The following is a 21440-nucleotide window of genomic DNA, read 5'->3' on the forward strand; positions in this document are numbered from 1 at the left end:
AGGTGCTGGTTGAGTCTAAGCGCGGGACCCGCCGACCGATGTCAAGAGATCAGGTGGCGTCAGGCGAATTCCGCTTCTCTCGTGCCTCTTCGTGGAGTTTCTTCATCGACGTCTGCACTTCCTTCCGATCGACCTGTATGATGCAGTGCCCTGCCGTTCTCACACCGGGCGGGGCCTTCCGACGTCAGTTAAACTGGCATGAAATACAGGGCCAACAAGTAGCGCACGAACAGGACGCCGAACAATGCGGCGACGATCACGATGCCCCAAAAACGCCCTGCCCCAACTCGTCATCGCCTTCGCTAAAAAAATACCCACCGGGGCATCAACCGACGGTGGGTGAAGTCGTTTGTCTTGGAGACGCGGCATAGGTTTGTCGCGCTGATCAAGTTTGACATCCGATCAGAGCGGAGTAAGCCTAAATGCCACGTTCCAACTTGTTCGTAATGTTCACCACCGGCTATAGACGGTGGTAACCAGCAGGACCGCGAGCGCGAATGCGCCCAGCATTACTAGCACCGTCTTTTCGCGATCGCTCGAATTCATAAGTCTTTCTTTGGTTCGCGCGCGTCGTCAGCGTTTCATTCCGCCAGATCGTACAGAGTGCGTAGCTCCGTGGCGGCGAACACGATGCGCGCCAGACAGTCTGGGTGCTTTTCCTTGTCGATGAATTCGGGGAAGGCATCCCATCTACCATCGACGCGCATCACGCTAACCTGCAAATCTGCCGGGCAGACCATCTTATCGCGGACCCGCGCCACGATCATTTGTTCAAGCTCCGAGGCGGTTTTGGTTGGCCGTGCCATGGTGCAAAACAACGAAAAAGGGCCTGGGATCGTTCCAAGGCCCTTTACCGCCGATTGGCGCTTTGGGCTCCGGACCGGAGCCCCTCAATTGCCGCTGGCGTACATCCCGCGACCGTGATCCGTTTCAAGCTGTCTTGGCGAATATCGTCAGGACGCCGTCGGCGATATTGATCGCGACGACTTGCGACGAATTCAGGCCATTCGCCTTGAGCGCGGCTGCCGCCTCCGGTGTCGCGTCGATGGAACTCCGAAGTGATCGCAGATCGTCCTCGCTTGTCTGCGCGGCTACATTCTCAACCTTCGACCGCACCTCGGGCTTGAGGTCTTTGATGTTGACGACCTGTATGCTCCGGATGACCGTGGTCTGATCAGACGGGGTCTGCGCCTGCGCCTTGGGTTGCGCTCCCTGCGCTTGTGCGAAAGCAGGCGTTCCGAGGCAGAGTGCCGCAACAATGACGGATGCTGTAGAGATGCGCATGGTCATTCCTTTTTTGGTTTGAAAGCTAAAAACTCCTATCCGCGAAATCCGGTCAACGTTTGATTTTCGTGTGGCCGTTCAGTGATACCAGTGCGGCTCAACTCGGAACCGGGCGAGCGAGGGGACTTTAATGAATGCGCCAGCACTAGCACACCGTTGCGCCGAAGATGGTCTTGCGCCTAAATTGGGCTCATGACCGCAATTGTCTATTTCGGCGAAATGCTGGCAGCGTCCTTGCTCGCAATCGGCCTGCTGGCAATTTCGCAGCTCAGAATCAGTTTCGACGCCGTGCTTTTCGCCGGTGGTGTCGTTGCGTTGACCTTCGCGGAATATATCGTGCATCGCTTTGTGCTGCATGGTTTCGCGCCGACCGAACATCGGCTACATCATGCCAACCCCGACGATGCGGTCCTTACAATTTTTTGGCAAATTTGGATTTGTTTCGGATTGGTCTATTTGATCGCAGGCGGTGCTTTCGTTGCGGGCGCACTAACTGCTTATGCTTGGTATTTATTCGTGCACCATTGCGCGCATCACGGCCCCAATAAATTGCCGTTACCGCTGGTCAAGCATCATAAAATCCACCATAGATTTGCATCACGCAACTATGGCGTCAGCACCACACTTTGGGACTACGTGTTCGGGACGATGCTGCGCTGACAAGGGTTGAGCATCAATCGGAGCCTTGGGGGGAACAAGCCGCTCCCCATCAGCCCAGCAATCACCAGATCGCGGTTTTTGCACCTCAGCGCACCCCTCCCGGGTACGCTGAGGTTCGGTCCAGCCGTCACGGGCGGCTTTCGATTTGAATCTATCCGGGCTTGGCCCCGTGCGCGACGGCCACAGCGGCGGGATCGGCTGCGCCGGGCAATATCTGACTACTTGTCAGCACGGCATCCGAATAGATCTCGCCGGCGATGGCGACCAACGCAAGTACGAAGATGACCCAAATAGTTCTCATGCCGAAACTATTGCGCGTGTAATGCGGCCAAATCGAGCTTGGCACCGCCATGACTTCTCGCGCGATCGTCGTTAGTGCGAGTTCCCGTGCTCCAATTCGCGCCCGGGAGCATCCCTCGTTTCCTGATGTTCAACCGATAACGATCGGTAGTGGGCCGCCATTTCTCTGTAGTGCTGGCGGGAAATGGGGTCACGCGCTCGGTCGGCACGTTCTTCAAACATGCGGGCACGCTCAACAAGGTCTTTGGCGTTTGGCATCAAACATCTCCCAGCGAAACCCTCCCTGAAAATAATGTTTGAGATGCTATGCCACATGTCGGAGCACGGACTTTTGATGAGGGGGATCGCGCAAAATTCCTGTGGTCTGGCGGCGCCAGCTCGCGGCATTAGCACGCGCTCAGGCACGCCCCCCTGCTGCATCCCCTCAATTGAGGGCTTGCTAAGACCCGGGTGCCAGCGAACCGCTCGATGTCCTCGAAGATCGAAAGCACCATCACTACCGCGCAGCTGCTGCCGTCGACGGGTTTGTTTCCTCGCTCTTCTCATGCGCACGGCGGTGTTGCGGCGAGAGCTTCAAACTCGCACGCGTAGGGCTTCTGCCCGTCTCTATATTTTTACCGCGATCTACAACGCGAAAAGTGGAATACAAATACGCCGCCGATGGGTGCGACGTGCTTATTCACAGCCGGCTCCGATGAGCAAACGACATTCGCGAACTGCGCCCTAGCTCCGCGTCAATCGCAATTGCCAGGGTCCACAGGCACGTACTGTCCCGACGGATAGCGATAATAGCATGCGCCTTGCGACAAATAATATCCCGGGCGCCGCGCAGCTTGAGCGCCCACGATCGCGCCCGCCGTTCCGCCCGCGATGGCACCAGCCACGGCGCCAACCGGTCTGCGCGTTATAAGACCGCCAAGCAAGCCGCCTACAACAGCGCCTCCGACAGCACTTGCGGCTGGGTCCGGTGGAGGGAGCGGTGGAGGAGGCGCGTAAGCTACTGGGGGCGGCGGGTATCCCTGAGGCGGCGGCGGATAGCCCGCTGCAACCGGCGGCCCATCCGAACCAGCGGCATCGTCGACGACCTCAACATCGGAGACATAGGCGGGCGGCCCTTCCATCGCTTGCGGGTAAAAATACCACGCCCCTCCCACATCCCACCACCAGCCGTCGCGTCCGTTATGTATTTCGTGACGCCAACGTCCACCCTCCCAAGCGAGGCGGCCGTGATACGCGTGTCCAGCGAAATTACGCGAAGGCAACGCGCCCCGCGCAATGCGCGAATCATGCGGTCCTCTGCCCGGCATAGGTGCCGGACGCGCCGCTTGGACGCCCGGCCTGCCGGGCCCACCTTTCGAAGGCGGCTTGTTTGGTTCCTCTGCGTGCGCTGACAGCGCAAAAACGGTTAGCGCCGATACCAACGGAAAGAAGATCCTAGAGCGCCTGGACATGTTCATTTTAGACCGCCCTCCATTAGCTTACCGCGGTAGCACTGCTACAAATCAACGTAGATTCTGGCCGGCTTCACTTACCTTGTCTTGTTACAAATCTGTAAGCTCGAGTCCGGGCTCTCATGCCCCCGCACATCATCAGCTGATTTGGGTTAGAAATCGATCCGCTTCGGGGCTACCCCCGCGCGCGCCGTATCTTGAACCGGAGTTCGAAGTTTTCGATTCTTATCAAAAACTGACCGGCGAGCCGGATGGACCCTCGAAAGGTGAAATCCACAACAACCTCGTGGTGTCTCATCCCCTTGCCGCCCTTTACCGGACCGAGGTCCCGCAACAGACAGTGGTGTCCGTCGCTCATTCGGGCCAGGCGGCCCTAGCTCTCCCATAAAGCTTAACGCACAAGTTCGATTGCAGCACGCCGCGATGGCGCTATCGTTTGCTTGGCGGTCACTGATATTTGGAGGTGATCTATGGGTAACAAAATATCTAAAGATCCCGGACACACACCAGCTCAACAAGAGGCCGGTAAGACTTTTCACGGAGCTGGCACCAAGAAGCCAACAACAGAATACGACAAAGCCCAGGAAGCCTTCCGAAAAACTACGAACGATTGAAGGCTGAACGTTTGGCAAGAGACGCCGCGAAATTCAAAGAGAAGTAGTGGGCTCCGGATCAGTCTGGGGGCATGGGATCAGAAGTTTTTCGATCTGATGGAGTTGCCGGGCCCAAAGCCGCAGCTTACGCTGCGAGACGTCACGCTCCACTTCGCCCAGCTGCCGAAGGCTATTTTTAGTTTTGTATTCGTGGGGATTTAATGCATAAAAGTACAGATTACCTTCTCAGGCTGAAGCCGTGGTCGTTACAGGCGTTTGTGGTGGCTTTGATGGCGCTAGCTGTTGCCGCAACCGTGCAGGAGATGCTAGCTGCGCTGGGGACGACGCTGTATTTCGGGACTTTCTTTCCCGCGATTTTGGTGGCCAGCTTTGTGGCGGGTGCTCCCGCGGGCGCAGCTGCGACCGCTCTCACAATTCTCATTGTCTGGTGGGCGTTCATGCCGCCGCAATTCGAGCTCAACCCTCTTGCCAACGCGGATTACGACAGGTTCCTGTTCTTCTTGCTCCCAACGTTATTGACCGTGTGGCTTGCACATATCTATCGGGAAGCTCTCGCAATGTTGCGAAAGCGAAGCAGCTAATTACCGATCGAAGTACGCGCTCGCCCCGCCGGCCAATGCGCTGGAAATCGAAGCGCCCGCAAAGCGCCGCCCGCCGCTGGCACGCCAACTCCTGATTAACCTCCGCGCCCTGGATCCCCTTTTGGGGCGGGGTATTTTTGTGGGTGTGGCGGCGCCACAGACTTCTGAATTAACGCTTTGGGTATCGGTGCAGGCGATGGCTCTGATACGCCGCGAGGACGCACCACGGCCGGATTCTTCGGCGGCGTGGGACCGCCGATCTGGTTGATTGGTTTATGCGGGCCACCAACGGTTACGGTTTGGGCGACAGTGGGAGACGAAGCGAGAATGAGTGCGCCCAAAAGTACAGCTTTCATTGGTGTGATCCTTGCGCTGTGCGCTGTGGGGATATCGCGGCGCGTCGGGCATATCTCGATCCCGCGCATGGTTCCTATCGGCTGCCCGTTTCACGCCGCACCCCCTTGAACTTCTTTGCTGACCGCCTCAAGCGCGAAAAAGCCGCCGCTGGGTTGATGAGTCAGCGGCGGTCCAATCAGTACGACGGCTAGCTTGGGGCACACCGCCGCAAGAGAGACTACAACTGCGTCAGCGAGCCACAAGTCGAGGATTTAGCCAAATCATAACGTGAAGCTTACGCGGGAACCGATGCTCGCCGCTTCTTGTGGACCGCTACTGGCCGCGGCTCTTTATGTTTGTCCGCGCTATGTTTGTCCGCGGTGCGGCTGAACGCGCGGACCAAGCTGCCCTTGCCTCTCCTCGCCAGGATGCGCCCAAACGTAGGGAGCGGTCTGCCGCTGTCCCGTGAGCCTGATGATGTGCACCTGCGGCGCGTAACGCGAGCATCGTAACCTTACTTCGTCAGGTTAAATCGCGACGTTCGTTGCTTCGTTCGGTCGACGGCTGTATCGGATCAACAGCCATGAAAAAAAGATTGTCCCCCAAGAACACAAGCAACGGTGACGCGTATCTCGGCGCCCGGATACGCGAGCTTCGGCTCGAGGTAGGCATGAGCCAAGAACAGCTCGGCAAGGTGCTGGGTGTCTCGTTCCAGCAAATTCAGAAATATGAAAACGGATCGAATCGCGTGAGCGCGGTGCGGCTTTACGAAATCTGCCGGATACTCGACGTGCCGATCGCCTCGATGTTCGAGGGCATCCCACATGGTCCGCCGAGATCGAAAAAGAAAGGCCGTGCGGCCAACACTCGATGAAACTGGTGGCCTGAACCGGCGGCCGTACTCAGAATACGAAAAGGCAACGAGACTGGCTTGAACCGGCCGGCCGTCGGCGCATATTCGCAGGATGAATAACCACTCGCCCGTAACCGTCATAGTCGCCACGTTGATCATCGTGATCTCGTTGGCGGTGCTTTTCAGGTGGCACATCGTGTCATCGGCAACAGGGGTTCACCGGCTCGACAGATGGACCGGGAATGTTGAACTTTGTACCGAATCCAACGGAAAGGTTGTCTGCGTCGACGAATGACCCGCCGGCGTGAACCGGCGAGATTGACACAAATCAGCTATCCAACTCTTAGATTTTCTGCCGACGTTTTGCCGCGGTTTTCCGTCTCTTCAAACTCACCTTGGCACCCTCGTTGAGGCTGCTCAGGCCGGCTCTTTCCACGGCTGAGATGTGCACGAATACATCTTTGCCGCCCTTGTCGGGTTGAATAAATCCATATCCCTTGGTCGCGTTGAACCACTTCACAGTACCTGTCGCCACTTCCTCACTCCCTTTTACAACCACGCAACGCAAGCTTAGGGCGCTCCCGCACGATATCGCAATTGGAAAGAATGAGCCCGATTGTGATCTAGTTCACATTTGCTCGGCATGGCGCCTGCTATCCGTTCGCTGCTGGGGGATTTCAGGGGCCCAGTGATAGGCGCCGCCGGGACACGATATTTCGAGCCCGACGGCGTAGCTTTTTGCGACCTAGGGTCAGGACTCATTACGGGTTTCGAGACGGTAGGGATGACCACGGACCTCGGCATCAGCTTTAAAGGTGCGTGTGGCGGCGCGTCGGCGAACCCGAGTAGCCGAAATTCGCCAGGCACTGGACTATCAGCAGCCGATTGTCTTTGCCCAAATCGGCTCGGCAGTTTCGCAGCGCGGTCGGGGAATAGCGCCGTTCTTCGCCATAGCCGATCTCGGAGATCGTCCCGGCGAGCGTGGCCGCCCTCAGTTCCTCGCCTGTCAGCGCCTTCACGGCGACTGGCCGTGCCGGCACGGCGTCCTTCAGGACAATTAGCGCCCAGTCTGCCGGCGATCGATCCAGCGTCCACTTGTCCCTCAGGGTCGGAACGAAATCCTTCGCCACGATGAACCGCTCTGCAGCCGAAGACGATTCAGTCCTTCCCTTGTTCATGCCAGCCAGGAAGTGGACGTTCCCAGGCCTGATCAGCTCGGTTCCGTTCAACAGGCAGTGCGCGGCGGTTAGCACGATCCGGGGTGCAACGAGCGTGCCCGTGCACCAGCCGCCTTTGTTGAAATACGCAACGGCGACGACGCCGATCGCCGAGGCCGGCCAGGTCGAGGGATCCACGACCTCTCCGATATGCCGATCGAGGCCGAGCAGTTCCTCCTCTCGCGGGCTAGCGATGCCGGCCAGAAGTGATTCAGGCTTTGGCTTCCAATCGTCGATGATCTGCTGGGCCTGCCCGTGCTGCGCTTCGGTCAGCGCCAGCTTGTGCACGACGCGTACCGCCGATCGGACGCCTCCCTGCCCAGCCATCACCAGGAACGCGTAGCCCTGCACCAGGTCTTTTGGGACGCCCCTGCCGTCTAGAGTCATCAGACCGAGCATGAATTGAGCCTGGGCAAATCCCTGCGCTGCTGCCCGGGCGAACCATCGCGCGGCTTCCGCATCATCGGGCCGCACGCCTTCACCGTTCACGTAGGCGAGGCCGAGAAAGTGCTGCGCGATCTGAAGTCCCTGGTCTGCGGCCTTGCGATACCATGTGATCGCCTCTGCAGGATTTCGCTGCACACCCCATCCGTAGGCGTGCATGAATCCGATGTCGAATTGGGCGCGCGCATCGCCCTTCGCGGCAAGCAGAGACAGCCTTCGAAGCGCAGGGGCGTAATCGCCACTGTGCGCCGCGGCGACGGCATCGTCGAGTTCCGCTGCCGTCGCCGGAGCAACGAGGCCGAGAACCAGGATGAGGAGCACGAGAGCTGCGTTGATCATGCGTCCACTGCGACCGCCGCCAAGCGACACGATCAAGATGGCGACCGTATGACCGGCGGGCGGGGAGTTCATTTGCCGGGCGCGCTCGCAAGTTTGATTAAGTTACTTGTTCCACGAAACACTGATGGGATGTGCATTGGCCAATGCGACTAAGGCGAAAAGCCGTCCGATCTTCCGGTGTAGCAGTCCACCAAAGTTCAGTTGATATTCAACCTCAAAACGGCCAAGCTGTTGGGCCTCGCTTTCCCCCGCTGGCACTGCTCGGCCGCGCCGACGAGGTGATCGAGTAACCCGCGCACGTCTGGGTTTGGCACGAACCGGCTGTCAGAGGGCTGGCAGAGCATGTCCGCTCTGCCCGGGGTATTTCAGACATCAACCTGTTCCGATATTGCCAGCGCGTCATCGACCTCAATGCCGAGATACCGGACCGTGCTTTCGATCTTGGTATGCCCGAGCAGTAGCTGGACAGCCCTCAGGTTGCCCGTCCGTCGATAGATCAGGGTCGCTTTTGTGCGTCGCAGTGAATGCGTCCCAAATAGCCTCGGGTCCAGCCCGACGCTTCCGATCCACTCAGAAACGAGACGGGCATATTGGCGGGTTGTTATACTACGGCCAGGGCCACGGCCGGTGAACAAGAGCTCGCCGGGCCGTTTGCCGGTGGCCTTGATATAGTCATCGACCGCCTGCCGGGTTTGCTCGCTCAATTCAAATCTGACAGGTCGCCCGGTTTTCTTTTGCCGGACCATTGCGCGATCCGCCGTGTATCCGCCTGCTGCGACGTCCTCTACCCTGATGGCGACGACATCACAGCCACGAAGCTTGCTGTCGATTGCGAGATTGAACATGGCGAGGTCGCGAGCGCGGCCCTCGATGTGGAGCTTTGTCCGGATCGACCAGACGTGTTTGGGTCGCAGCGGTGGCTTTGCCCCGGTCAGCTTTCCCTTGTTCCACGGCTCTCGCTTGGGTGTAGGGGTGGCATTCAATTGATCCTGCATAGCCATACTCCTCGGGTCGGTTACAGAGGGCGAGAAGCATGTGCCACCGGATCAGGCGTTGGAATCAGTCGGTTTTCGAGCCAAAGCGGACTTCGCTTAGGGCTTGGCGGCAAACAGCGTGTAGCGTTTGACCCGGATGTATGGTCCGGCCGTGCGTCGCAAGAGGATTTCGACGGTGAGCGGTCTTGCATCAATGTATCCGGCCTCAGATTGGAGTGTGTTGTGCTCCGGGCCATCATGGATATCAGCGCGCGTGCGACCTCATTAACGGACAGGCCTCAACGGGCCATCTGGGTCACCAGTGTTCGCACGCGCTCGGAAGACCGAACCTCCATCTCGTCTCATCCTCTCGCAGACCTCGGCTGGAAACTTTGATAGGGTTACCTCGTCGCTTGCTCCTCCTATCGCGCAGTTCCTTTGTTCGAGCCAAGGGTCGTTCCCTCGTCCCGGCCCGCACAACGTCGATCGCGTCGTGCGCAGGGGCGGTCAAGGCCGGCCGTCGCGCTGGGCTTGCGGCTGGCTCCGGCGTTGCCAGGCTGCGCCTTGACCGCGCCGAGCACGGCGCGAGGATCACGCGGGTCGGACGGCTGCATCGTCGGTCCTCTTCAGCTCGAAGGCGCGTCCTTTGGCCAGCACCGCCCAGGCGATGCGGGCAAGCTTGTTGGCGAGTGCCATCGCCAGCACGTTGCGGTGCAACCGCCTCTTGGCGGCTTCGATCCAGGATTTGAGCCCGTAGCGTTCCCAGTTCTTGATCCTGACCAGCACAACCCATACCGCCTGTACAAACAGAACGCGCAGGTAGCGATTGCCGCGCCTCGAGATTTTGCCGAGGATCGTGCGGTCTCCCGTCGAGATCTGCTTGGGCACCAGTCCGAGCCAGGCGCCGAAGTCGCGGCCTTTGGAGAACACGTCTCCAGTGCTGATCGCAGCCACCATGGCGCTCGAAATGATCGGCCCGATGCCAGGCACCGTCATCAGGCGCGAACATGCCTGATCTTGACGGGCCAGCGCTTCGATCTCGCCGGAGAGGCCATCGATGCGCTGATCCAGCCGGCGCCAGTCGCCTGCCAACTCCTCGATGACACGCAACATGCGGGGTGACAGGGCATCGGTGCGCGTCGCAAGGATGGTGGGCAGTTCCGTACGCAGGAAGCCGATACCCTGGCGCACAGCGATCCCGCGTTCCAGCATGAAGGCGCGAATCTGGTTGTTGATGCCGGTGCGTTGCGACACCAGCCGCTCGCGCACCCGATGCAGCGCCTGCAGATCCAGTTGCTCCGCGGTCTTGGTCGCCACGAACTTCATCGTCGGGCGCTGCACGGCTTCGGCAATCGCTTCGGCATCATTGAAGTCGTTCTTCTGTCCCTTGCTATAGGGGCGGACATATTTGGCCGGCATCAGCCTGGCATCGTGACCCAGCGATGCGAGTTTGCGGCTCAGGTGATGTGCAGGCTTCCATGCCGATCAGGCAAGGAGGTATATTGGCGAGCCGCGCTTCCACTTGGCCACGCGACCACTTTTGCCGCAGCACGATGGCGCCGCGCGCATCGTGGCCCACGGCGTGAAACGAGTTCTTGCCGATATCGATGCCGATCACGGCGATCGCAGTATTGGGTGTCTGAGACATGGCGTGCTCTCCTTGTCTTTGGCGCCCCTTGCCAGCTTCGCTTGCTGGCGGGGCAGGAGCACGGCCGGACCATCCCATTAACGGACATCCGAAACCTCAGGTCAGGCTTGATCCTGCCGGTCCTACGGACGACAATCAGCTCCCGTTATCGAGTAGGGCGTGGCAGATGACCGAATTTACATTGCCCGAAACCCGTTACGCATTGAGCGGTGACGTAAATATCGCCTATCAGACGATGGGCGATGGACCCGTTGATCTCATTTTAGTGCCCGGCATCGTGTCGCACGTCGAGTTTATGCATGAGTTACCGGGCATTACGGCTTTCTTACGCCGCCTGTCGGCCTTTGCCAGGGTCGTGACCTTTGACAAGCGAGGTCAGGGATTATCCGACAGAATGGCCGGTGCTCCTTCACTCGAACAGCGGATGGACGACGTTCGCGCCATCATGGATGCGATCGGCTCGCAGCGCGCCATCCTGTTTGGGTTTTCCGAGGGCTGTGCCATGAGCACGTTGTTCGCCGCGACCTATCCTCAGAGGGTATCGCATCTTGTTCTCGTTGGCGGCTTCGCCCGCGCCACCGATCGAATGTCGGACGAGGTTTGGCAAACGCGCCTGGAAAAACTTGTGAAAGATTGGGGCTCCGGCGAAATGATGAAGGCGGTTGCTCCGAGCCAAATTGCGAGCCCAGCTACAGTTGCCCAGTTCGCCAAGTTCGAACGTCTGTCAAGCAGCCCCGGCGCTTTCAAAACGATCATGTTGCTAAACCGTCAGATCGATGTCACCTCGATCCTGCCGTCACTGCGAGTGCCCACCCTTGTACTGCATCGCCAAGCCGACGCCCGGGTGCCGGCTGCGCTTGGCCGCAAGCTGGCGGCCGAGATTCCTGGCGCGAAGTATATAGAATACCTCAACGGCGACCACGCGTTCTGGGCCGGCGATTTCGAAGAGTTGCTCGGAGACATTGAAGAATTCGTTACGGGCCATCGCGAAGGCTCTTCGAGCGATCTGGAACGCGTTCTGGCCACGGTTCTCTTCACGGACATCGTGGACTCGACGCGCAGCGCAGCCGACATGGGCGACCAGCGTTGGCGGGCGTTGCTGGATAGCCACGATCATCTTGCCCGGCAGATCGTCGAGAAACATCGCGGCTCATTCGTGAAGAGCACCGGTGACGGCATCCTGGCGAGGTTCGATGGACCCGGGCGCGCGGTTCGATGCGCTTTGGCTTTTAGTACGGCTGCCCAGCAAATCGGCTTAGCCTTGCGGGCAGGTCTTCACACCGGTGAGATCGAATTGAGAGGCGAAGACATCGGTGGCATTGCCGTGCATGCCGCTGCCAGGGTGATGGCCCATTCCGGCTCGAACGAGGTCCTGGTATCGCGGGTGGTCACCGACCTTGTCGCCGGAGCGGGTCTGAAATTTGCTCAGCGCGGATCGCACGAACTCAAAGGCCTTCCAGGCCAGTGGGACTTATTCGCCGCAAGCGTGTAAAGTCCTTCGTCAGTTCCTGGCACAATTGCGAAGTGGTCGATCGCATCGAACTACGTCTGAGTTTGGAGGCAAAGCGGGAAACATCCACTCGCGATGAGTATTTCGCTTTTTGACCCAGACCGGAAGTGGCTTTTCTTGTGGTGAGCGCGGCACTCGGCAAGCAGACACGCCGGTGATTAGCCGTTCACTAGTGCACACCCGCCGTCTTTCAATGGACGAAAGGCTTCCGCTGCCGGGATGGTGGCGCGCAGTTTGTAGAAGTCGCCAAAGTATCTCGATTCGGCGGGCGTTTTTACCTCAAACAGATACATGCCTGGGCCGTTCCTTTGGTGCCCGCGCGCGCGGCCGTTTGAACCGGCTACGCTTCGGGACACAAGATCCGCACCGAACATGGCGTGCCCCCCCCCGCTTTGATGGCTGCGGTTATCTGGGCAAACAGCGGAAATTGGTGAGCGCCACCCGTCTGGTTTTCTCCGTGGACTTGGCTGCGTAAGTCGTTGCCCACAATATTCACTTGCTCGCAGCACAGAACCGATTTACGCGGTGTTGGCGCAGGCAATCCGAAGGTAAACTGAAGCATGTTCCGAAAAATGCTCCAACCCGTGCACTCGAATCCGTTTGATCGCGCGTGCCATCGCCTAAATCGCGTATCCGTGATGTCGGACCGAGCCGGGCTTAGAGAACTATGAATTGGATTGAAGTTGCGGGTTATCTTGCTTCGGCGTTGGTCTTGGCCACGTTTTGTATGAAGACGATGATCCCTTTGCGCGCCGCAGCCATTTGCAGCAATTTTGCTTTCATTATCTATGGATTTTACGACAGCGTTTACCCCGTCTTGATCTTGCACGCGATCCTGCTGCCTCTAAATACATGGCGCGCTGTCCAGATGCTGCGCCTGATAAGGCGGGTTGAGATAGCGTCAAAGGGAGACCTATCTACGGATTGGCTAAAGCCGTTTATGAAGGAAGAGCGATTAAAAGCTGGAGAAATTATTTTCAATCGCGGAGATCATGCAGAACGCCTCTACATGGTCCTATCCGGCAATGTCCATATCGAGCAGATCGATTTCACCCTGCATCCGGGCGACCTTTTTGGAGAGATCGGCTTGTTTTCGGCTGACCATCAGAGAACACAAACGGCCCGCGCACTGACAGACATTAATCTCCTTTGGATAGGCGAAGGCGAGCTGGCGCAAATCTGCTATCAGAACCCTGGAATCGCGTTTTACTTCTTGCGGCTGACCACCAACCGTTTGATTGCCAATGCATCACGCCTCTCGACAAGCCTAGCCACTGCGTCAACGGTTTCTTGAACTTTTGGCTTGGCGATGAGCCTTACATGCGGGAGACCCGGCAAAGCCGACTTTCACCCAAACATTTTGTTGTCGACGTTGGAACGGCTGGGTTTGCCGTATGGCCTCTTTGCGCCAACGGCGGTCAGTCCTCCTGAGGTAGCCTTTGACTCAACTCAGATATAGAGCAGCCGAGACAAATGGGGTCGAGTCGCCTCAAACCAATTCCTGGCTGACGGGTTCGCCGTTGTCACTTCAGCTCTTGGCAGATTTTGTTGCAAAAGTCAGTTGAGACCGACCGCGAAGCGTGATTCCGTTGTGTTGACGCGATTCTCGGCGAGGTCGATCCATGATGGGCCGTCTGAAGAGTGACCAAGGTCAACTGTTTTACGAGTTTCATCTCAGCGACGCGATTCCCGAAGATCACCTGGTGAGGAAGATCGATGCTGCTCTCGATCTTTCCTGGCTTCGCAATGAACTTGCACCTCATTATTCGTCCATGGGTCGCCCGTCGATCGATCCGGAACTGATGATCCGGATGCTGGTCGTTGGGTATGTCTTTGCGATCCGCTCGGAGCGGCTGATCTGTCGTGAAGTACAGGTGAACCTCGCCTATCGCTGGTTTTGCAAACTCGGGATCGAGGATGCTGTCCCGGATCATTCGGCGTTCTCGCGCGCCCGCAACGAACGCTTCCGCGAGGGAGATGTTTTCCGTCGTATGTTCGAGCGGGTCGTCGAGGCGTGCATTGCAGCTGGTCTGGTTGGTGGCAAAGCCTTTGCCGTCGATGCGAGCCTGATCCAGGCCGATGCCAACAAGCAGCGCTCGATCGCGGGTGGGGATTGGCGCAGGGATCGCGATCCGGCGAGGTGCAGCCGCGCGGTGAAGGAGTATCTGGCGACCCTCGACGATACGGCGTGGGGTGCAGCCAGTGACGTCGTTCCGAAGTTCATCTCGCCGTCCGATCCCGCGGCGCAGTGGACCGGAGCTCACAAGGGACCGGCATTCTTCGCGTACTCCGACAATTATCTGATCGATGTGAAGTTCGGCGTCATCGTTGATGTCGAGGCCTCCCGCTCCATTCGCCAGGCCGAGGTCGGAGCGGCGAGGACCATGATTGAGCGAACGGAGGAGCGCTTTGGTCTCAAGCCAGAGCGGCTTGTCGGGGATACCGCTTACGGGGCGGCTCCGATGCTGAACTGGTTGGTCGAGGAGAAGGGCATCGCGCCACATATCCCCGTGTTCGACAAGTCGAAACGGGATGATGGCACCTTCTCGCGCAGCGACTTTCAATATGATCCGACACGCGACGTCTACCACTGCCCCGCAGGCAAGACCCTGACGACAACTGGGACACTTGTGAATGATGGAACCACGCTGCTCTATCTGGCGAGAAAGCACGATTGCGACGGCTGCGAACTCAAAGCGCGATGCTGTCCTAAGAACCCGTTTCGCAAGATTCCACGTGACCGGCACGAAGCCGCACGCGACGTTGCCCGGGCCCTGGCTGGCACCGATGGATTTGACCGGTCGCGACGAGAACGCAAGAAGATCGAGATGCGGTTCGCGCACTTGAAGCGCATCCTGAGGCTCGGTCGGCTTCGTCTGCGCGGCCCGCAAGGCGCCCAAGATGAGTTTGTTCTTGCCGCCATCGCTCAGAACTTGAGGCGGCTCGCAGCGCTGGTGGCCCGACCGCCACCCGCTCAGGCTCTGTGCATCGCGTAGGAGTTGCGTAGAGAGCGTCAGAGCAAGCGCGCAAAAGCTGCGGCTCTTAACCAAAGGCCCAACGGCCCAATCGGTTGCAACCGGCTTTTACAACAAAATCGGCACAAAAGCGAAGTGCCGGCTGCGTCGAACGATGTCCGAGTTTAAGTGTAAAGCGGGAAGACATATACTCGTACTTAGTTCTTCTCACTTTGACCCGTACCGGAAGCCGCGGTTCTTGACGGACGGTCACTGGCGATCGATCCCGCGGGTTCTGCGTGCCGCCCGCCTTGCGATAATTTGGTATTCGCTGGGCAGAATTCCGTAAGCCTTCTTAAACCGTCTTCCAAAATGGGTCATGTCGGAGAACCCCCAACCGTATGCGACTTCGCTGACGGTTCGATGAGCTTGATTCGGATCTTCAAGGGCGTATCGGCAGCGTGCAAGCCGCCGCGCCTGAATGAGGCGCATGATGGACGTATCGTGATCTGCAAGAACGGCGTTGGCATATCGCACGCTGACTCCAACGGCGTCAGCGACCGCCTGCGCGTCGAGAGTCGGATCCCTCAGTCTCACTTCGATAACCGAACGAACATTTGACAGCACGAGCGCTTTGGCAGAGGAAACTCGGGGGCGGTCAGCCTCCATAGTTTTGGCGAGCGATACAGCGATTAAGTCGAGCGCATGATTTCCGACCATCTCCTCGCTTATAGTATCCATCTTTCCGGCAAGCGACGGCAACATTGCCGACAACGAGGACATCAGACGGTCCTCCACTCTGACCGGCTTTATCAACCGCACGACCATGTCGCGGGTCTTCCCGACACGTGCCTCCAGCTCGCGCCGCGGAACCTTGAGGACTAAAGTTTCCGAATCCGCCGAGAAGTTTCCCTCGTAAGGTAGCAGAGGATCCAACAGCGCCATATCGCCGGCTTCTAGCGCGGCCTTCCGAGTGTCTTGCTCAAGGAAAATCACGCCCGCGACCTGTCGGCACACGAACACGTGGTCTGATTTGGCATGGGCGATATGGCGCCCGGTATGTGATACCTGCATCGGAGAATTGTGGAAAAGGACAAGCTCCACATTGCCCAGATATCCCGTCTCGATTTGGGCGTCAAAAGTTAGCCGGCATTCCGGCAGAGAGTTGTGATCGACGAGATTCTTGCAGGCGACGCTATGCCAGAAATCAAATTTGTCGCGAGCATGCACATGATTTGTCGAAAACACAGTTTTCATGCAGCTTTTCCTTTACCATCAAACAGCCGACGGAGAGCGCCGAAGCAGCCGATCCGAGATCCCAATCACGCTATACGATCCAATCTCCAATCTGAGGGCGTCGTCGTTCTACGGCGTCCAAGGATCGCATGACATGATTACCGAAGTGTTTGGAAAGGGGATGATCTCAACGCCGAACAGCCCGTGGAACTACGGGCTGAAGCAAAAGCTGGATATGGAACCTGCGATGAGCGACCCCGTAACTAAAAAGGAAGTACAGCACGTGCTGGAATTGAATGGTTTTCCGGCGCTCCCTAGCGCTTTGCGAGTAGATATAGACGGCCCGGTCGCGAACGGTGATCACGCGATCTCCAGTGTCCGCCGAATAATCCCCAGGGAACAACCAGGATTTGCAGGGAAGCTGGTCTATCGAGCTCCACACCTCGCTAGGTTCGATAACCTAACGACGCTCCACAGCAGGATGGCTATGCGCGAGAAGCTGGGGAAGAGCGCCCGCGCTGCCGAAGCCCTTGGTCAATCCGCCGCGCTAATTCTGTTAGACCTCGACGATTTTGACGATGTCAATGACACGTATGGTCAAGCTGCGGGGGACGCGTGCCTCCAACGCGTTGCCAACCGTCTGATCGCAACAGTGGGCGCCGTTGGCTTCCTTGCACGGATGGGGGAAGACGAATTCGCCCTCCTTCTTCAGGGGCACACCCGTCGGTCGCTTAGCCACATCCTGAAGGGCATACAGGAGGCGCTTGCGTTGCCCTTCAGCTTTGACGGGCACACCCTCCACCTCACATCATCCATCGGCATCGCGGTTCGCTGCGACGGGCGAAGGTTCAACCCTGATGAACTTATTCGAGACGCCGCACTTGCTCTGGATGAAGCTAAAGCTTCGGGAAAAAATTGTCATCGCGTCTTCCGGCGAGTCCTTCGCACAACCTGCAATGAGAAACTCGAAACTTTACGGGGTGTGCGAAGCGCGCTCGCCACCGGCCAGCTTGAACTATACTACCAGTCAAAGATCACGCTGCGCGATCGAACTCACAGCGGCTTCGAGGCGCTGCTCCGATGGAACAAGGGCGACGGGCAGGTTTTACCTCCGGGTTCCTTCATGGCGGCATTTGATGATCCGTCACTGTCGATGGAAATCGGAAACCATGTGATTGCATCAGCGATAGGCCAAGCGAGGCGCTGGATGATAGCCCGCGTCCCGTTCGTCAGCATCGCTATAAATCTGTCTGCAAGCCAATTTCGCGATGACCAGATCGGAAACCGCATTCTAAATGCAATTGCGGCTACTAACCTGGACCCGCGGATGATCGAGGCGGAGGTAACTGAGGGGGTATTTTTGTCCGCCACTTCGGATGCGGTCCTGAATGCCTGCAAAGTTTTGAAGCAAAGCGGAGTCCGCATTGCCTTTGACGATTTTGGAACCGGCTTTGCTTCGCTCACGCACCTGCGCGACTTCCCAGTGGACACCATCAAAATCGACAGATCCTTCATCACTCGGCTCGGGCAGGGTCAGAATACGACTACGATTGTTAACGCGATGGTGGGCTTAGCGCATAATCTGTCGATGAGCATCGTTGCTGAAGGCGTGGAAACGCAAGCGCAGGCAGAGTTTCTCAAAGCCATCGGTTGCGACGCAGCACAAGGTTACCTGTTCGCACGTCCTGTACCGGCTGCCGTGGCGGCCCAGCAATTGCAATATCCTCATCGACTCCCTGACTTTGGATGTAGTCCTAGTTTGCAACCATAGGTCACTAGCAAACAGCATTCGGATTGACTGCGGAGTCTATCAAAATGCGCAAATGTCTTCACAAGTCGCTTTTAATTCCGGTTTGGATTCGCGCGCCTGGCTCGCCGCTTTACCAATGTGCAATGACATCCGCGTCTGAGTACTCGGCCGAGTTGATGGTGCGTGATCCATTTGCGCCGCCAGATCAATTCGACCTGCTTTTTTCCCCCATAGCTCAAAGCTGGCGTGAATGCTTCATCATCGCGCGCAGGTACGGAGCCAAGTCTATCAAAATATCCTTTTTAGCTCGACACTTGCCTTTGTATCCCGGCCAACACAGCGTCGAGGGTCAGCAAATCCCCCAAGATTGAATAGCGAGGTTTGTTGCGGTGCATGAGTCCGGTTGTGATGCCGTGGACGGCTCCTCCACCGGCACGTGAGTGCCACGGATGTGGGCCCTGTTAAGGCCCCCACGATTCAGAGGAGCTAACCATGCAGACGGTCACGACAATCAGTCTCGACATTGCTAAGTCAGTTTTCCAGGTTCACGGCGTTGACGCCGGCGGACAAGCGGTCATCCGCCGTCAACTCAAGCGGCGGTCTGTCCTGGCGTTTTTTCAGAAGCTGTCACGATGCCTGGTTGGTATAGAAGCTTGCGCTTCGTCGCACCATTGGTCGCGCGAACTCCAGGCACTTGGCCCTACGGTGCGATTGATGCCGCCGGCTTACGTTAAGCCCTACGTCAAACGACAGAAAAATGACATGGCTGACGCAGAAGCGATTTGCGAGGTGCCAACCAAGACACCCGAGCAGCAGAGCTGCCTGATGCTTCACCGCACCCGTCATCTGTTCATCCGCCGGCAGACCGCGGTAATCAATGCGATCCGCGCCCATTTCGCCGAGTTCGGCATTGTCGCGCCGGTAGGGCGTAAAGGGGTTACGGAACTGCTGCATATTGTTGCTGACACAAGCAGGAGCTATGCAGCCGCCCTTTCGGAACGGATTGCGTTGCTGACATTGGGAACCGCAGCGTCCGATGCCATGCTGTGGCGAGCATTTGTCTCGACCACGAAGAGAACGCTGAAACCGGCAAGAGCCAAGCCGTCGGAGAGCGATCAGAGAGGAATTTGATCCGGCGTCTGACAGCAAGCTACTTAGACTTTTTGGGCCGATCTCGACACGAGGCAGTTTATTCTCATGCCTGAAATCATCGTCTGCCCGCGAGCTGGCATGTCCGCTTTTCAGCGCATTGCGGACTCAAGTTAGACATCGCGCCAAGTCCAAAAAGTGCCAAACCATGCGAGGGTTCACTTCTCGCGTCCGGATCTCGACCTCGGTCGCCCCGCTGGTCATCGCGGCAGCCCCTCGCCACTTTTGGATCAATTGTCTCGAACCTTTGCATGCTTGACCAAGTTGCGAGTACGCGAAACGGTTCCGTGAGCGCTGGAGGGTGCTAAGTTCCAACAATCGCGCAACTTCGGCAACTTAATTAACCTCTTTGGTTACCTGTAAGACCCTCACCGGAACGACCGGCGTCAGCGAAGGTTTGGCTTTCATGAAATTGCCACCGAAACTGTCGCGAGGCCTCGCGATAAACTGGTTTGATTGGCGACGTCCCGAAACCAGAGACGCCGTCACCCTTGTTGCGGCGGCAGTTCTCGCTTACGTTGTTGCCCATACCTACGATCTTGCCCCCAAGCTGTTTCAACTCGGCATTGACTACGCCGAATGGGAGCTCGACGACATGATTTTCGTCGTGTTCGTCATGAGCATTGCCATGATGATTTACGCGATTCGGCGTTACCGCGACCTTTCCAGGGAAATAAAATCTCGCATCGGCGCGGAACTCGAAGCACGCAAACTTGCTCGCCACGACCCGTTGACTGGGCTGCCTAATCGCCGATTCTTCGAGGAAAGGCTTGAAGAATATCTTGGCGCTTGCAGTGCTACGCATCAGGCGGCCGTTCTCATGCTCGACCTCGATGGCTTCAAGGCGGTGAACGACACCCACGGCCACGCCGTCGGAGATAAAGCGCTGAGCGAATTTGCTCGGCGGGTCTCGGCCATTGTGCGGGCGGATGCATTTCTTGCCAGAGTTGGTGGGGACGAGTTTACAATCATCATGCCAAAAATCGACTCCCTCGATGATCCGACAAATCTGGCGCGGCGTATCGCGGCAGCGGTCGCCGAACCGTTTGTGGTCGAGCATGTGACCGCGGAGTTCGGTGTCGGAATTGGTATCGCCATCGCTCCGAATGATGGTGTTCACGCTGACGAACTGGTCAGGCGCGCGGATCGCGCGCTCTATCGCGCCAAGGCCGCGGGACGATCATCCGTCCGGTTTTTCGAGTCCGAGATGGACACGCACGTCGAGCGGCGCATCCAGATCGAGCGAGACCTCCGAAGCGCAATAGCGTCCAATGGCATTGTCCCATATTATCAGCCTTTGGTGTCGCTGGACGGCAATCGCATCATTGGGTTTGAAGCACTTGCGCGTTGGGAAGACAGCGATCTGGGGTTCATTCCTCCCGATGTTTTTATTCCCATTGCGGAGGAAACCTGCCTCATCAATGGGCTCAGCGATCAGCTTTTCCGCCGGGCGTGTCTTGACGCAAATACGTGGCCGACAACCTTCGTGCTCGCCTTCAATGTTTCGCCGGTTCAGTTGCGCGATCCGACGCTCGGGCTGCGCCTTCTATCCATTCTGGGGCAGACCGGATTCAACCCGCGTCATTTGGAGATTGAAATCACCGAGAGCGGGCTCGTTGAGAATATTGAGGTTGCGCAGACCGTGATCGATCAGCTTCGTCAGGCCGGCGTGCGTATCGCGCTCGATGATTTCGGCACAGGCTACGCCACGCTGAGTCAGTTGCTTTCGTTTCATCTCGACAAGATAAAGATTGACCGAAGCTTTGTATCGCGTCTCGACCAGAGCGAGGAAAGTCAAGTGATCGTCCGCGCGATCCTCGGCCTTGCAAAAGGATTTGGCTTGACGACCACAGCCGAGGGCGTCGAAGACGCTGGGCAGTTGGCGTACCTCAAGGCCAATGGCTGCACCGAGGGTCAAGGCTACCTCTTCAGCAAGGCCATCCCTGCGGCGGATATTCCCACCCTTCTGCACCGTTTACCCTACGACTCCGCCGCTGCCTAAATGGGTGTTGGATAACAGAACGATCGAGCCCGAATGTCCGTTACGGGATCCTTCAGCGACATACTGCAGTGTGCGCGCCAGATTCGTTCTTGGACCGAAAGCAGACGTTAGGTCCCGACCGCCGCTATTGGCGGGGCA

The 21440-nt window shown here is 57.9% G+C and carries 15 protein-coding genes and 4 pseudogenes; 10 read left to right on the forward strand and 9 right to left on the reverse strand.

Features of this window, described 5'->3' with window-relative positions; all coding sequences use genetic code 11:
• Positions 1-581 precede the first annotated feature (581 nt).
• Together BLV09_RS15325 and BLV09_RS15330 are read right to left on the reverse strand one after the other, a co-directional pair.
• Entirely contained in the window at positions 582-806 is a 225-nt protein-coding gene (locus BLV09_RS15325) for a hypothetical protein (protein ID WP_167558740.1), read from the reverse strand.
• A 124-nt stretch (positions 807-930) separates the two neighbouring features.
• Positions 931-1284, reverse strand: a complete 354-nt coding sequence (locus BLV09_RS15330; RefSeq protein WP_349536794.1) for a hypothetical protein — start codon at positions 1282-1284, stop codon at positions 931-933.
• Positions 1285-1476: 192 nt separating this feature from the next.
• Between BLV09_RS15330 and BLV09_RS15335 the strand changes: the two genes are divergently transcribed.
• Positions 1477-1944, forward strand: a complete 468-nt coding sequence (locus tag BLV09_RS15335) for a sterol desaturase family protein (protein WP_146687917.1) — start codon at positions 1477-1479, stop codon at positions 1942-1944.
• A gap of 151 nt (positions 1945-2095) precedes the next feature.
• On the opposite strand, the gene BLV09_RS15340 is transcribed toward BLV09_RS15335, so the two are convergent.
• A complete protein-coding gene (locus BLV09_RS15340) occupies positions 2096-2245 on the reverse strand; it encodes a hypothetical protein (protein ID WP_167558741.1) in 150 nt (49 codons plus the stop codon).
• Between the two features lie 1920 nt (positions 2246-4165).
• On the opposite strand from BLV09_RS15340, the gene BLV09_RS37275 reads away from it, so the two are divergent.
• From BLV09_RS37275 to BLV09_RS15360, 3 genes are all read left to right on the forward strand, one after another.
• Positions 4166-4309, forward strand: a complete 144-nt coding sequence (locus tag BLV09_RS37275; RefSeq protein WP_167558742.1) for a hypothetical protein — start codon at positions 4166-4168, stop codon at positions 4307-4309.
• 200 nt (positions 4310-4509) lie between these two features.
• Positions 4510-4890, forward strand: coding sequence for a DUF4118 domain-containing protein (locus BLV09_RS15355; RefSeq protein WP_146687921.1), 381 nt, complete (start codon positions 4510-4512; stop codon positions 4888-4890).
• A gap of 919 nt (positions 4891-5809) precedes the next feature.
• The gene (locus BLV09_RS15360) at positions 5810-6100 is read left to right on the forward strand and encodes a helix-turn-helix domain-containing protein (protein WP_146687922.1); all 291 of its coding nucleotides are present in this window, start codon (positions 5810-5812) and stop codon (positions 6098-6100) included.
• Positions 6101-6411: 311 nt separating this feature from the next.
• Here the strand turns inward: BLV09_RS15360 and BLV09_RS15365 are convergent.
• From BLV09_RS15365 to BLV09_RS15380, 4 genes and pseudogenes are all read right to left on the reverse strand, one after another.
• Positions 6412-6614 (reverse strand): annotated as a pseudogene (locus tag BLV09_RS15365) (cold-shock protein).
• Positions 6615-6888: 274 nt separating this feature from the next.
• Positions 6889-8151: a trypsin-like serine protease gene (locus BLV09_RS15370; protein ID WP_244549099.1), complete on the reverse strand. Its 1263-nt coding sequence runs from the start codon at positions 8149-8151 to the stop codon at positions 6889-6891.
• A 293-nt stretch (positions 8152-8444) separates the two neighbouring features.
• Positions 8445-9074, reverse strand: a complete 630-nt coding sequence (locus BLV09_RS15375) for a tyrosine-type recombinase/integrase (RefSeq protein WP_146687924.1) — start codon at positions 9072-9074, stop codon at positions 8445-8447.
• A gap of 570 nt (positions 9075-9644) precedes the next feature.
• A pseudogene (locus tag BLV09_RS15380) lies at positions 9645-10701 on the reverse strand (IS110 family transposase).
• A 166-nt stretch (positions 10702-10867) separates the two neighbouring features.
• Here BLV09_RS15380 and BLV09_RS15385 point away from each other — a divergent pair.
• Positions 10868-12193, forward strand: a complete 1326-nt coding sequence (locus BLV09_RS15385; RefSeq protein ID WP_146687925.1) for an adenylate/guanylate cyclase domain-containing protein — start codon at positions 10868-10870, stop codon at positions 12191-12193.
• Positions 12194-12369: 176 nt separating this feature from the next.
• Here the strand turns inward: BLV09_RS15385 and BLV09_RS15390 are convergent.
• Positions 12370-12504 (reverse strand): annotated as a pseudogene (locus tag BLV09_RS15390) (ABC transporter substrate-binding protein); the annotation flags it as partial.
• Positions 12505-12878: 374 nt separating this feature from the next.
• Between BLV09_RS15390 and BLV09_RS15395 the strand changes: the two are divergent.
• Complete coding sequence (locus BLV09_RS15395; protein WP_146687926.1) at positions 12879-13505, forward strand: cyclic nucleotide-binding domain-containing protein; 627 nt, start codon at positions 12879-12881, stop codon at positions 13503-13505.
• A gap of 328 nt (positions 13506-13833) precedes the next feature.
• A complete protein-coding gene (locus BLV09_RS15400) occupies positions 13834-15207 on the forward strand; it encodes a transposase (RefSeq protein WP_146687927.1) in 1374 nt (457 codons plus the stop codon).
• Positions 15208-15435: 228 nt separating this feature from the next.
• On the opposite strand, the gene BLV09_RS15405 is transcribed toward BLV09_RS15400, so the two are convergent.
• Positions 15436-16422, reverse strand: coding sequence for a helix-turn-helix domain-containing protein (locus BLV09_RS15405; RefSeq protein WP_146687928.1), 987 nt, complete (start codon positions 16420-16422; stop codon positions 15436-15438).
• 133 nt (positions 16423-16555) lie between these two features.
• Between BLV09_RS15405 and BLV09_RS15410 the strand changes: the two genes are divergently transcribed.
• The 3 genes and pseudogenes from BLV09_RS15410 (at position 16556) to BLV09_RS15420 (ending at position 21302) form a co-directional block, all read left to right on the forward strand.
• Positions 16556-18172 carry a putative bifunctional diguanylate cyclase/phosphodiesterase gene (locus tag BLV09_RS15410; RefSeq protein ID WP_167558743.1) on the forward strand — a complete coding sequence of 539 codons (1617 nt, stop codon included), beginning with the start codon at positions 16556-16558 and terminating at the stop codon, positions 18170-18172.
• Positions 18173-18643: 471 nt separating this feature from the next.
• Positions 18644-19063, forward strand: a pseudogene (locus BLV09_RS37280) (IS110 family transposase); the annotation flags it as partial.
• Positions 19064-19706: 643 nt separating this feature from the next.
• A complete protein-coding gene (locus BLV09_RS15420) occupies positions 19707-21302 on the forward strand; it encodes a putative bifunctional diguanylate cyclase/phosphodiesterase (RefSeq protein ID WP_146687931.1) in 1596 nt (531 codons plus the stop codon).
• The last annotated feature ends 138 nt before the right edge of the window (positions 21303-21440 follow it).

The organism is Bradyrhizobium canariense, from assembly GCF_900105125.1.
GTDB lineage: Bacteria > Pseudomonadota > Alphaproteobacteria > Rhizobiales > Xanthobacteraceae > Bradyrhizobium > Bradyrhizobium canariense_A.